This is a genomic window from Candidatus Poribacteria bacterium, from assembly GCA_028820845.1.
Classification (GTDB): Bacteria; Poribacteria; WGA-4E; order WGA-4E; family WGA-3G; genus WGA-3G.
Window position 1 is genome coordinate 1 of the sequence record JAPPII010000121.1, and the last position, 12,965, is coordinate 12,965.

General features: G+C 50.5%; 12 protein-coding genes. 9 read left to right on the top strand and 3 right to left on the bottom strand.

Translation table 11 applies throughout. The annotated features are described in order from the left end of the window. The 5 genes from OXN25_23075 to OXN25_23095 all read left to right on the top strand — a co-directional run. On the top strand, positions 1–1,318 hold a 1,318-nt coding region (locus tag OXN25_23075; GenBank protein ID MDE0427750.1), incomplete at its 5' end, for a T9SS type A sorting domain-containing protein. A 460-nt stretch (positions 1,319–1,778) separates the two neighbouring features. Beyond that, the gene (locus tag OXN25_23080; GenBank protein ID MDE0427751.1) at positions 1,779–2,003 is read left to right on the top strand and encodes a hypothetical protein; all 225 of its coding nucleotides are present in this window, start codon (positions 1,779–1,781) and stop codon (positions 2,001–2,003) included. 50 nt (positions 2,004–2,053) lie between these two features. Next, the gene (locus OXN25_23085) at positions 2,054–2,971 is read left to right on the top strand and encodes a hypothetical protein (protein ID MDE0427752.1); all 918 of its coding nucleotides are present in this window, start codon (positions 2,054–2,056) and stop codon (positions 2,969–2,971) included. A 10-nt stretch (positions 2,972–2,981) separates the two neighbouring features. Next, complete coding sequence (locus OXN25_23090; protein ID MDE0427753.1) at positions 2,982–4,904, top strand: hypothetical protein; 1,923 nt, start codon at positions 2,982–2,984, stop codon at positions 4,902–4,904. Between the two features lie 12 nt (positions 4,905–4,916). Continuing rightward, positions 4,917–5,747 carry a sugar phosphate isomerase/epimerase gene (locus OXN25_23095; GenBank protein ID MDE0427754.1) on the top strand — a complete coding sequence of 277 codons (831 nt, stop codon included), beginning with the start codon at positions 4,917–4,919 and terminating at the stop codon, positions 5,745–5,747. Here the strand turns inward: OXN25_23095 and OXN25_23100 are convergent. Further along, positions 5,736–6,587: a phytanoyl-CoA dioxygenase family protein gene (locus tag OXN25_23100; GenBank protein MDE0427755.1), complete on the bottom strand. Its 852-nt coding sequence runs from the start codon at positions 6,585–6,587 to the stop codon at positions 5,736–5,738. The genes OXN25_23095 and OXN25_23100 overlap by 12 nt on opposite strands. A gap of 205 nt (positions 6,588–6,792) precedes the next feature. Here OXN25_23100 and OXN25_23105 point away from each other — a divergent pair, with 205 nt between their 5' ends. The 4 genes from OXN25_23105 (at position 6,793) to OXN25_23120 (ending at position 10,009) form a co-directional block, all read left to right on the top strand. Beyond that, entirely contained in the window at positions 6,793–7,587 is a 795-nt protein-coding gene (locus OXN25_23105) for an ABC transporter permease (GenBank protein ID MDE0427756.1), read from the top strand. Between the two features lie 38 nt (positions 7,588–7,625). Then, positions 7,626–8,615 (top strand): RluA family pseudouridine synthase, encoded by a 990-nt coding sequence (locus OXN25_23110; GenBank protein ID MDE0427757.1) that lies wholly within the window; start codon positions 7,626–7,628, stop codon positions 8,613–8,615. 65 nt (positions 8,616–8,680) lie between these two features. Further along, complete coding sequence (locus tag OXN25_23115; GenBank protein MDE0427758.1) at positions 8,681–9,010, top strand: hypothetical protein; 330 nt, start codon at positions 8,681–8,683, stop codon at positions 9,008–9,010. A 15-nt stretch (positions 9,011–9,025) separates the two neighbouring features. After that, complete coding sequence (locus tag OXN25_23120) at positions 9,026–10,009, top strand: aldo/keto reductase (GenBank protein ID MDE0427759.1); 984 nt, start codon at positions 9,026–9,028, stop codon at positions 10,007–10,009. Between the two features lie 186 nt (positions 10,010–10,195). Here OXN25_23120 and OXN25_23125 read toward each other — a convergent pair whose 3' ends face one another. Both OXN25_23125 and OXN25_23130 read right to left on the bottom strand, forming a co-directional pair. Continuing rightward, the gene (locus OXN25_23125) at positions 10,196–11,344 is read right to left on the bottom strand and encodes a hypothetical protein (protein ID MDE0427760.1); all 1,149 of its coding nucleotides are present in this window, start codon (positions 11,342–11,344) and stop codon (positions 10,196–10,198) included. A gap of 262 nt (positions 11,345–11,606) precedes the next feature. Further along, positions 11,607–12,644, bottom strand: coding sequence for a sodium:calcium antiporter (locus OXN25_23130; GenBank protein MDE0427761.1), 1,038 nt, complete (start codon positions 12,642–12,644; stop codon positions 11,607–11,609). Between the last annotated feature and the right edge of the window lie 321 nt (positions 12,645–12,965).

Sequence of the window (12,965 nt, forward strand, 5' to 3'; positions counted from 1 at the left end):
GCAAACAGGCGAGAACCGGGGCGACATCCGGCGTGCGAACCTGAACGGTGGCAACGTCCGGACGTTGAAGACGATCACTGCCGTGCCGAGAGGGATAACAGTGGATAGCATGGGGGATACGCTCTACTGGGCGAATTCACGGGGTCGTATCCAGAGCATGCAGACGGCGGGTAGCACGAAACTGACGAACGTGTTGGAGAACCTTCGCAACCCGACGATCGTCGTCTCTAATGGACATCTGTATTGGACGGAGTCTATCGGCAGGATCCGTCGGATTGATCTCACAGACGCACAGTTAACGATCCAGAACATCGCTACAGGTTTAGGCGAGCCGTTAGGACTTTCCGTTGCGAAAGGGAAGGTTTACTGGATAGAACGGAACGCTGACGGCAGCGGGAGTCTGAATCGGTCGAACCTTGACGGGTCTAACGCGCAGGCGTTGAAGACCTTCGCCTCGGGTGTGCCGACCTCGCTTGCTGTGGATTCTGCGGACAACAAGATTTACTGGACGAAGGGTGCCGGTAAGATTCAACGTTCCAACCTTGCGGGTAAGTTCGTCCGAGACGTTGCTTCGGGTCTGATGGGTCCGACAGGTATTGCGTTGAGCATCACGGCGACAGATGGACAGATGGCGACGACGCAGCCAGGGACTCGGAATACGCAACAGACGAACAACGCGCAGACGAATTTCTCACGGTATGACATCAACCGCGACGGTGCGGTGAACAATGCCGATACACGGGCAGTTGCCGCAGCGATCGGACAGAGCGGTGCAGACATCGCGAACCCACGCACGGACGTTGACGGTAACGGCGAAGTGGATGTGACCGACCTGATTCTCGTCTTGGGTAACCTTGACGACGATGTCGCGGCACCGGCAATTGATGTGGATGTGAAGGCACTTGACATCGACTTCGATCGTGTGCAGGAGCAGGTCGAGGTGTTGTTGGCATCGGGGGATGCGTCGATCGCAGCGCAGCGTGCATTGTTGTATCTGCAACATCTGTTGGCAAACGCACGTCCGGACGAGACCGTCTTGTTGGCAAACTATCCGAACCCGTTCAACCCGGAGACGTGGATCCCGTATCACTTGGCAGAAAGTGCTGATGTGAAAATCAGCATCTACGATGCACAAGGCGTGTTGGTGCGCGAGTTGTCCGTAGGTCATCAATCGGCGGGTTACTATACATCTCGGAGTCGTGCGGCGTATTGGGACGGTCGGAACGCACTTGGTGAACGCGTGGCGAGTGGAATCTATTTCTACCAGTTGGAAACCGATGAAATGTCGCCGCTGCGGAAGATGGTGATTTTGAAATAGCAAATAGCCGTCAGGGGTCAGGGCGGATTGCTACGCAATCCTTTCAGCGATCAGAAAGATAGGCGGCAACCCCAAGGGTTGCCCCTACGCAACGGTGGGTATCCACGAAGGTAGGCACAAGACCTACCCCTACTTTATAACGCTTGCGTCTTTGCTGATGGCTGACGGCTGAAAGCGAAACGAAGTGAAGCGTGCTGACGGCTAATCGGCACGTCCTGGGATGACGCTAAACTCACCCTGTCTTTTTAGGACGACATTAACCTCCTAAATTCAAACTAAATGCTGGCGGTCAGGGGGCCATGCGCGCAACGCGCGGAACTGACCAAACCTAATGTAGCGATGAGAACCGTCGACACTCTCATCGCTACGTTTTATTAAAGACCTGGGACGACACTGCCAATGGACGCGGTTCACAACGGATAACAGCCAACCGGCAAAGGCGGCTGAAGAGGAGGGGAAGATGCGTAGTAATTCAAAAGGCAGGATTCTCGCAGCCTGTGAGATGTCTTTCAAGGGGCGGAGCAATGCTGAGATTGCGTCCCACTTCAAGGTCACAGATTCGACGGTGTCTCGTTGGCGGCGGCTCGAGCTCTGGATTGATTTTGAAAAAGAGTTGGTTGCTGCGTATAAGGCGGCAGCCCTTCAGAAACATCAAGGCACCGATGCAGACACCGACCCGGCGTAAACCCTAAAAAAATCCTTGCCCTCCTTTTGTATCCGTGCTAAATTAACCCCATGCGAGTCTTTATCCAAATTGGACACGGGATCATCGGTGCCGCCGTTATCTCATTCCTCTGTATCTGGCAAGCAGGCAGCTTCGGTGAAGCGAGGCATACCCTCAGCATCATCGGTGCTATCGCTATTGTCATCGCTAGTCTCTATATCCTCCGAAGTCGCTGGATCCGATGGGGAAACCGACAAACGTGGTTAAAATACCACCAACGACTTGCCTCATTAGGCTTGTGCCTTGTGCTGCTGCATTCGGCGTTCCAACCACTTGTATGGCACTCATGGCTTACTTTTATACTCGCCCTCTTGAATTTAGGCACCGGTGTCGCTGTGAGTCTCACCGCGCGTAGGACGCGACAGATACTCCTCCGATGCCATCTCATCTTGGCACCTGTGCTGCTTGTCGGTATCGTTTTCCACGGTCAGAAAAAACTCGAACACGACGAATTCCTCCCACTCACCGATGTTCATGACGTGCCTTGCGCCAGATGTCATACATCCGAACCCCTGATCTTCCACCTTGATTTGGTGCTTCACCCAGGCGTGGATACCGAATTGGATACCTCAGAGATTGTTCCAGATGATTTACACTGGTGGCTCTTACAGAATGAAGCCAGAGTGCCGGAAACAGCTCCCGTTGCCGTCAAAGAAATAGGGAACGCTTGGACAATTACAGACCCTGAGAAGAACCGCACCTATCATGCACGAAAAGTAGAAGATAAAATCGCCATCTACGCCGATAATTTCTATCACAGTTATACCTGTCTCAAATGCCACGTGCATAACACAGAAGAAATTCAGTTAGCGCATGAGCTGCACGGTGTCACCGAAGCCCATAGGTGCTTCGTCTGCCACCAGGCCGAAATTGATGGCACGCGTTATGGACGACAACGCTTTGATTGGGAATACGCGCCGCACCGGTAAGCTGTAAAAAATGCCAAACAGAGATGTCAGCCTTCGCGCTGTGATGCTTTCACTCCTCATCACCATTCCGAACTCTTACTGGCTCATGATTAACTGGGGTCCCAGTGGTTATGGCACCGGTCAGAGTTTTCCCACTGTCACGACCGTCTATTTCAATGTTATTTTTGTTATCCTCATCTTAATGGCGTTCAACCCACTACTCCGGACAATCCGAAAGGGTTCGAGTTTCACCGACGCGGAGTTGATGGTGATTTATCTGCTCGTCTCCATCGCTTCTTCTATTGCCGGACACGATACACTCCAGATATTGTGGCCCCTGCTCGCCTATCCGATCTGGTTTGCGAGTCCAGAGAACGAATGGGGTGAGTTATTTCATCAGCACATGCCGGATTGGCTCACTATCAAAGATAGAGGAGTGTTAGCCAGTTTTTATCAGGGGGATTCATCGCTTCACACTGCGGAACACCTACAACTCTGGATGACTCCTGTGCTTTGGTGGTCTGCGCTCGTTATTGTGCTAACCTGTATGATGCTCTGTGTCACGATCCTCATCCGACACCAGTGGGTGAACCACGAGAAGTTGAGTTATCCAGTCATTCAGATTCCACTGCAGCTGACAGAAAATGGCGGGAATACGCTTTTGAGAAACCGGTTATTTTTGCTGGCTGCTGTACTTGCCGGTGGTATGAATATCCTCAATGGGCTGCACTTCCTATTTCCAGTCGTGCCGGGGTTAGGTGGGAAGCTTTACAACTTCGGGCAATACTTCCAGACAAAACCGCTGAACGCCATCGGAAGACTACCGATTGCTGTCTATCCGTTTGCGGTTGGAATGAGTTTTTTCATACCCTTGGAACTCTCATTCTCTATCTGGTTTTTCTATCTCTTCCACAAAATGACGCGCGTATGGGGAACGATGGCGGGCATCGGTCATCTACCGGGGTTCCCATTTCTTGATGCGCAATCGTTCGGTGCTTGGTTCTGTTTAGGTATTTCCGCTGTATGGCTCACCCGGAAATTCATCGTGCAACAAATAAAGAACGCCTTCTGGGGTGGCAATGGACAGAAAGAGACAACGGGAACGCCTGCAACACACACGCGATATGCTATAATCGGCTTGATAGTGGGTAGTATTTTTGTCCTTTATTTTTTTAAAAGCACAGGCGCACCTATCTTCAGCATCTTCGGTTACTTCGTACTCTTTTTCGCATTAGCGATTGCGATTACGCGCATCCGTGCGGAAGTCGGACCGCCTGCGCACGACGTACCGTGGCGACCCGATAAAGTCCTCGTCTCCTTCTTGGGCACACGCCGCATCGGTGCTGAAGGATTGACGACCTTTAGTATGTTTCACGGCTTTAACCGTTCCTATCGTTGCCATCCAATGCCAATTATGTTAGAGGGGTTCAAGGTGGCACAGTTGCGCGGGTTGTCGCATAACCGATTTATTATTGCTGTGATTTTGGTAACCGTCGTTGCGACGATTTCATCGGCGTGGGCATACTACGCCCAAGGTTATCATTACGGTGCTGCAGTCTACGGTGAGCAGGGACAGTGCCGCTGGACTTACGAGCAATTGAAGCAGTGGCTCATTAACCCACAATCCATAGATGTCGGTGCTGTCTCCGCTTCTGGCGGCGCGGTTGCCTTGACGACACTTCTCATGATGCTACGCCGTCGGTTTATCTGGTGGCCCTTTCACCCCGCAGGCTATGCGCTGTCGCTGAGTTTCTGGAACACGAGTTGGTATTGGTTTTCGATCTTCTTATCGTGGGGGATGAAAGCGATTCTCTTTCAGGCGGGAGGTTTGCGTACGTATCGGCGTGCGATGCCGTTCTTTATCGGATTGGTTATTGGTGATTTCGTCGTTGGCGCAATTTGGACATTAATTGGAATCGCTTTGGAACGTCCGATGTACCGGTTTATGTTTTAAAAGGAGGTATTTATGAAACTCAGCTGTCTCCCCGTCTCTCTTTATGACGACATCTTTTCTGGAAAAAGCAGCGTTGCTAACTGGATTCAATTCGGCGCGGAATTAGGGTTAGATGCAGTCGATTTCAGCATCAAATTCTTCCCAGAACGCGATGCAGCGACATTGAATCACACGATCACCGCGCTGGAAAAGTTTGATGTCCGTCCGTGCATGCTCGCCTGCTACTCCGACTTCACACATCCCGATCCAACCCAACGCCAGCAAGAGTTAGTCAATCTAAAGGCAGACATTGAATTAGCAAAGACGTTAGGAGCAAAATTCATTCGTGTGACCGCAGGACAAAACCATCCGGGTGTCGAACGCACATCTGGAGTTGAGTGGGTAATAGACGGATTCCGTCGCGCACTTGACACAGCCGAAAGCCACGGTATCACCCTCGCCTACGAGAATCATACCAAAGGCGCGCCTTGGGATTATTGGGACTTCTCACAACCGACAGAGATTTTTTTAGAGATCCTGAATGCCCTCTCGGACACGCCGCTTGGTGTCTGTTTCGACACAGCAAACCCACTCGTTCTCAATGAAGATGTTTTGGCACTTTTGGACGAAGTCGTTGCGCGCGTCGTTGTGCTTCATATCTTTGATATGCGTGAAGCAGGAAAGTTCGAGGCGGTTCGGGTTGGCACGGGTGCCTCACCGATTCCAGAGGTCTTCTCTCGTATGAGACGGGCGGGTTATGACGGCTGGCTTAGCATCGAAGAAGCCAGCCGTTTAGGAAAAGAAGGTTTTACAGAATCCATCGCGTTTGTTCGAGAGGCGTGGCAACGGGCACTATCCGCGTGACGGTTCATTCATCCGTTCCCGGGCTTGGCGCGAGAGTTCAGCCAAGTGCCCATCGTTTGCCCTGACCTGTTCGAGGTGTATCCACCGTTCGGGCGTTGCCGTACGTGTCATCTTCTCGCCATACTTCCGGTCAATCCAGAACCGTGCAGAGCCACCTATATAGGCTTGCAACGCATCTAACTTGTCATTAGGATACCGTTGACACAGGTTCATGGTGAACATCCGTCGGCGGATTCCACCACCGAAAGCAGCGTGTTTTGTGTTATGATTGAACAGCACCAAATCGCCCGGAGTTGTCTCAAAAACCGTTGCTGGCACATCCCGTCCATGTATTTCCCAGAGTTCTTGGCTCTTGCCGACCTGCTTTGAGAGTCCATCGGCATAGTTATCGCCGAATAGGTGACTACCGGGAATGACGCGAAGTGCCCCCGTATCGCGCGTCAGCGGATCGAGATAGAATGCAATTTTTATATGCATCGGGTCTTCTAACTTATGTCCGCCGTCCGAGTGCCATCCTGTATCGCCGACATAGAAATTACCGTCGCTGCCCATATAGTTGAAGTCGTCACCGAGCAACGTCTTCGCGATGGCGAGGATCCTCGGATCGTCCAGTAGTGAGCACAATTCTTCGTGTTGATCGATGAACGGGACGATACAGGAACGGGCAGTCCCTTCATGCGGTTTACCGTCATGACCGCCGCCTCTCTCCTGCCAGACGGCTTCAAAAGCATCTTGAATCGCTGTGATCCGGTCTGCCATCAGTTGTGGAAAACTGAGGTAACCGAACGTCTTGAAAAAATTAATTTCCGAATCGGTGACAGTGAAATCGTGCTGATTCATTGCTACATCCTCCAAGTAGACCAGTAGGAAACAGAAAACAACGCATCACATTTTGTTTCCTGAATCGCAGAGAACTGGATATTGATACCGTATCATATCACATCTGTATTTAATTTTGCAATCCAGTCTTCTGCCAAAAAAATTTGCCAAATTCGTCAAATTAATGCTACTATTATCTTAGACTTTCACCGACGCAAGGTTGTAAATGATTATCAATTCCAAATCTTTTCCTGCCTATTTCGCGCTCTTTAAGGTAACGTTCCGCCAGATGTTCTGGAGTCGTCGAACCGCATTAATTCTGCTCGGATGCCTGCTACCGATTGTCATTGCCCTCGTCTTTCGGTTTATCGTACGAAGCGGTGGAATGGCGAATCGGTTCATTCCACAGATAACCCTTATTTTGTACGGACTTTTAGTGAACCTGTGTGCGATTTTTTATGGAACCGCTATTATCTCCGATGAGATTGATGGCAAAGGCTTGACGTATCTCCAGATGCGTCCGCTCCGTAAATCGGCAATTCTCCTTAGTAAGTTCGTAGCCTATTTCCTTGGCACTATTGCCCTCATTGCTGTATCACACCTGATTCTGACAGGCGTTATGGTAACACATCCGAGACTCGACAAAAGTGTGTTGTTTCAGTTTGGGATGAGTTTGCGGTACACAGTCTCGTTGACGTTGGCGTTGTTAGTTTACGGGGCACTCGCAGCCGTTTTAGCAGCAAAGTTTAAGAATCCCGTCCTCTGGGGATTAATATTCGTGATGGGTTGGGAAAGAATTGCCTCAAGCCCGTTAATGACAGTGGGAATTAAGCGATTATCTATATCCCACTACCTTTTTGTCCTATTTCCGAGTTACAAACTACCGCGAAGCCAACTTAATGCGTTCTTAGGGAGTTCACCGCCCCCAGCATGGGTGGCACTTTTGGTTATTTGTTTGTTGACGGTAGTGTTCCTGTATTTCGCTATTAGAATCTTTAGGGAGCGCGAATACTTGATGTAACTCGGATTTCGACGAGACATCGCGAGGCATAGAAGAAATTGACAAACCAGACGCGAGATTATCACGTCCAAGAAGATCAGCACAGCACCCGCTTGGACAGATTTCTAATCCGTACAACTGAAGGGGTCTCTCGGACTTACCTCCAGAAACTGATTCGCGCGGGTGAAGTCACTGTCAACGACAAAATTACCAAACAACCGAGTTATCAGCTTCAAGACGGGGACCGAGTCTGTTTGACGTTTCCTGCCCCGCGTCCTTTGGATACCCTACAGCCTGAGAAGGTCGCACTTGATATCCTTCACGAGGATAGCCACTTGATTGTTTTGAACAAACCCGCAGGAATGCTCGTTCATCCGGCAAATGGGGTGAATGTCGGAACGCTTGTCAACGCGCTCCTCGCGCACTGTCGGGCAGACCTGTCCGGTATTGGTGGAGTGGAGAGACCAGGGATTGTTCACAGGTTGGACAAGGATACCTCGGGAATTCTGGTTGTTGCGAAAACGGATGTTGTACATCGCGGGCTCGCCGTTCAGTTTGAGAAGCATAGTATTACCCGGCAATACGTCGCTGTCGTCTGTGGTACACCTACCAAAACTGCTGGCACGATAGATGCTCAGATTGCTCGGAGTCGACGGGACCGGCGACGGATGACAACGATTGAAACCGGCGGACGACATGCCGTCACGCACTACGAAATTTTGGAAGCGTATCCGAAGTTTGCATTTATGCAGCTCAGGTTAGAAACCGGACGACTCCATCAGATTCGTGTGCATCTGCAACATATCGGTCATCCGGTAGCCGGGGATGCAATTTATGGTGGAGAACAGCGTGCCTTAAACGATGCAGATACGGTTGAACTGCGACAAGTGCTTGTTCTCCTAAAACGGCAAGCGTTGCATGCCAGGCTTCTCGGTTTTGTGCATCCCGCTACAAGCGAAAATTTAACCTTTTCAGCACCGATGCCGAAAGATATGCAGCGGGTCGTTGGTGCTTTGAGGCGAGCGGCATCAGGGTTGTACCAATCGTGATAAAAAAGTAGGACTTGCCGTGTTCCTGCTATATATGCTATCCTAATAGAAAAGGAGGGGTTCTAATGTCAGATCAAGATTTTAGGGAACGTGTCCTATCTGCCTTAGAGCGGTTGGAGCGGAAAACTGATCAGCTTCAGCAGAGATCTGATCAGCAATATGAACGGTTGGAACAGAAAGTTGATCAGCAATATGAACGGCTGGAACAGAAAGTTGATCAGAAATTTGAGTCTCTGGAAACCCGTATGGGACTTTTGGAGCAAGGGGTCGGTTGGATCCGAGGAAAAATGGAAGGGAAGTTAGAAGCGGGGGCGACTTTATGGAGTCGGATAGCAGTGGGGACCGCAATCGTTTCTGCAATAATTGCATTGTTCGCACTGTTCAGGGGAATGTAGAAAAGGAATCTATCTATGGAGTATGTCAATTTTGGAAAGGTGGGGGTTAAAGTGAGCCCGCTCGCGTTAGGCTTAGGACTCAGAGGACAAGGCGACGCCGATGCCGCCCACAGACTCATTGAGCACGCCATTGACTCGGGTATCAACCTCATCGACTGCGCTAACATCTATGGACTGATGGACGATCGCGCCAACGTTGGTCGTTCTGAGGAGATCCTTGGTAAAGCGATTCGAGGGAAACGTGATGATGTTGTGATTACGTCAAAGGTTTTCAGTCAGATGGGTCCGGGTCCGAACGATACTGGCTTGTCGCGCTACCATATCATGCGTGAGGTTGAACGTTCCTTGAAGCGACTCAATACCGACCATATTGATGTCTACCTCATTCACGCCTATGATGAGACAACGCCACAGGAAGAGACGATTCGGGCATTAGACGATCTGGTACGTTCGGGTAAGACGCGTTATATCGGTTGCTGTAATCATCAGGCGTGGCAGGCGTGTAAGGCACTCTGGATCGCCGATAGCATCAACGCAACGCCTTATATGTGCATCCAGAATATGTATAACCTTCTGAATCGGGATTTGGAGACGGAGATGTTCGGTCTGGTCCGTGAGGAAGGGTTAGGGGTCATGTGTTACAGTCCGTTAGCGGTCGGTCTGTTGAGCGGTGTCTATTCTCCTGATGAACCACCACCGGCTGGTACGTTATGGGCAAAACGCCAAGATGCGTTTTCGCAGCGGATGAGTGGTGCAACTGGACAGGTGATTTCAACTCTCAAGCGGTTGGCAGCCGAATTGGGCAAAACACCAGCACAACTCGCCGTGGCGTGGGTGCTTTCACATCCAGAAGTCACCATCGCCATCAGTGGCAGCGACACAATTGAGCAACTCGACGATACACTCGGCAGTGTCGGTTGGGAACTCGATTCAGCCGTTCGCGAAGAGTTAGATGAGGTTTCTCGCTCGTTTGTCCGTCTCATCGCACCGCCAGCTTAACCCTAAACTATAGAAAATAAAAAAGGCGAATCATCGGATCCGCCTCTGTATTTTGCTGGCGAGGTTTCGTTGGTTCGTAGTAGGGCAATTCATTGCCCGTTAGCGAATCCTTGAAATCCTTGAACCCCGGTGTAGACAACTAATTGCCAACCGCCAATCGCCAAATTACAATTTCTGATAACGTTCCTACTTGTCGCCTGCAGCAGCGGCTTGACGTTCCAGTTCGGTTTGCCACCCAACCACTTTCCCCGATTTGATCTGCTGAATGTCAAATCCAGCGTAGCGATCCTCAAGCGTATCACCGAGTTTATATCTCGCAGCCCAACGCTCCCAAGCAGTCTTCATCCATTCATGCGGAAGTGCGTCCCGGACGGCGGGATCGAGCATCCATGCGAACCGTGCATCGGAGACCGTCGGTTCTTCATCGGAGGGACCGCCCCACTTCGACCATCCGATTGCCAACGTATTGCGCTCACGTTCAGGCACACAGTGTCCTGTGTGAATCGTCACGCCGTTGCGGATGAGTGCTTGACCCGGCTTGAGACGGATAGCGACTTGCCCGGGCAACGGATCCTCACCGTTCCAACTCGGTGTATATGGCACACCTTGATCCTTCATGGATTTCGGCAGTAACACGTCGTGTTCTAACGGCGTCCGCCATCGATGATGACTCCCCGGAATGAGTTCATGGCATTCGTCATCTGTCAGGGCGAGAAACATACTCACGCCGTTGCGTTGCGTGATGGACTTCTCATTGTTTTCCTGAATCTCTTTCCAGCGGATTCGCTCGACTTCCTCGGAATAGGCTTCAGGTCCCTCTCCGCGGTCGGCTTCTTGTGAGTGGTAACTTTTCCCTGTGCCCCACCATGTGGTGTCCCGATGCCACCCAAGTCTATTCTCTTTCTTACGGGGATTACACCAGAGGAGGATGTTCGTCATTACGAGGTCTTCAGGCTTCGCGCCCGTCCACGATTCGACGAAACCCGTGAAATCAGGGGATCCGTAAAACTCAGCGAAAACCGATTCATTGAAAGCCGGATGAATTAAGCCTCGAATTGCCCAAGGTTCATTCTCACCTGCCCGATGGACGTATCCCTTTGAGCAGTCGATGACATCGTAGACGTTCTCTGGCGCGCACGCTTGCGTAACCCGACGACCTGCTTCTCGTAGGATTGGAATCCACGGGTTGCCAACAAAATCGTCGATAATGACGAAACCGTGTTCCCGCAAATGTGCTAACCTTTCAGGGGTCGGTCCAGGTGCTGAGAGTTCAGGTTTAAAATCAGCAAAAGCCGGAGCGCGATAAACCTCCGTCGATGCTTGATTGTTATCCATTGTGATGCCTCCTTTGCGCTTTCTGGAACTTGTGTCGAAACTTGAGGTTATACTTTCACATATCTTTACAAATTTGTCAAGAATTACGATAAGGCGCGTCGCATTTGGGCGAGTCCGCCGCAAAATCGCACGACTGCAAACCGATCTGTTTGTAGTAGGGCAATTCATTGCCCGTTAGCGAATCCCGCAAATCCTAAAATCTTGTAAATCCTGATTCAGACAATCCCTTGCTAAGTGCCACTGGCTGACTGCTGATAGCCACCTAATGCATCTCAATCGAAAGAACGTAACTCAAGATGGTTACCAAAATCCATGTTGCAACCAGCACCACGCCAAAGGGACGTTTCAACTGGTCGCCTGATACAAAAATACCGCACCGGAAGACGATGAGAATGAACAACATTGCAGGGAATAGGAACTGGAAAAATTGACCGTCTGCCTGTAGACCCCCTTGCGTTGCAGAGGCAGAGACACCCGCCACAAAAAGCACATTGAGAATATCCGCGCCGATGATGTTACCGACTGCTAATTCACCATGTCCACGTCTGACCGCTGTTATTGCCGTTACCAGTTCTGGGAGCGATGTTCCGAACGCAACCAGCGTCGCCGAGATAATATGCTTCGGCACGCCAATCCTTTCCGCCATGATGCTTACGCTGGGGATTAAGATTTGAGCAGAAATAACAATAATAGCAATTGACCCGATGAGTTTAATAAGTGTTCTGAAGGATCCAGCCTCCTCCGCCTCTGCCACTTCTCCGTTCTCAGGGTTCGCGCCTACTGCGGCTGCCCATCGGATGGATTGCCAGATGTACAGTGCCAGAAGGACAACAAAAATAACACCTACAAGTTGTGGCAGTGTCCCGCCTTGTGTGAAAACTTTTGCTGGAGATGTCCACGGAAAACAACCGACGACCAGAAGGATACCGGCACCTACCTGCACGTTTGAGAGGCGTGAAGCCAACTCGCGGTTGAGGGGTAAGGGAGCAATCAAGGATGCCAATCCCAAAATAAGCCCCGTATCACAAATAATTGAACCGACGGCGTTGCCGAGTGCAAGCCCGGGTTTCCCTTGTATTGCCGATAGTACAGAGACCGCCGCCTCTGGTGTTGTCGTACCGATGCTCACAATCGTGGCACCGATGACCGCTTTTCCCAGACCCCATCGGGTTGAGAGAATTACGGCTTCATCCACAAGCCAATCCGCACCTTTGCCGAGTGTATAAAGCGTCACCGCAATTATCGCAAAAAGAGCCAGGTTGGGTAAACCACTAATAAGATCTGTAATCCACTGTTCCATTAACTGCCCCTTTCAAAGAGATATAGCATGTTTGTTTTTTGAGAATAGAATAGCATATACCCTTGCTATAGTCAAGTTTTATGGTAAAATATACAATTACCGCTACACTTGAGGAGGCGAGGTTAGGATACCTCGCCAGTGGTGTGATAGGTTTTCGCTTCTGTTGAAAGGTGTCACATATCTTGCTGAATTAAACATTGAAGTTAGGGTTATATACGGTGAGGATGTGCGCTATAACTGTGCGCGCTGCGAGGGTCCAAATATAAAACGCAATAAGTATTTTTGGACACACGAAAAGTGCCGTGGACCTTGATAAATAAA

Coding starts and splice junctions, on each gene's coding strand:
- OXN25_23080 (MDE0427751.1), top strand. CDS start 1,779: ATGCGTAGTAATTCAAAAGGCAGGATTCTCGCAGCCTGTGAGATGTCT.
- OXN25_23085 (MDE0427752.1), top strand. CDS start 2,054: ATGCGAGTCTTTATCCAAATTGGACACGGGATCATCGGTGCCGCCGTT.
- OXN25_23090 (MDE0427753.1), top strand. CDS start 2,982: ATGCCAAACAGAGATGTCAGCCTTCGCGCTGTGATGCTTTCACTCCTC.
- OXN25_23095 (MDE0427754.1), top strand. CDS start 4,917: ATGAAACTCAGCTGTCTCCCCGTCTCTCTTTATGACGACATCTTTTCT.
- OXN25_23100 (MDE0427755.1), bottom strand. CDS start 6,587: ATGAATCAGCACGATTTCACTGTCACCGATTCGGAAATTAATTTTTTC.
- OXN25_23105 (MDE0427756.1), top strand. CDS start 6,793: ATGATTATCAATTCCAAATCTTTTCCTGCCTATTTCGCGCTCTTTAAG.
- OXN25_23115 (MDE0427758.1), top strand. CDS start 8,681: ATGTCAGATCAAGATTTTAGGGAACGTGTCCTATCTGCCTTAGAGCGG.
- OXN25_23120 (MDE0427759.1), top strand. CDS start 9,026: ATGGAGTATGTCAATTTTGGAAAGGTGGGGGTTAAAGTGAGCCCGCTC.
- OXN25_23125 (MDE0427760.1), bottom strand. CDS start 11,344: ATGGATAACAATCAAGCATCGACGGAGGTTTATCGCGCTCCGGCTTTT.
- OXN25_23130 (MDE0427761.1), bottom strand. CDS start 12,644: ATGGAACAGTGGATTACAGATCTTATTAGTGGTTTACCCAACCTGGCT.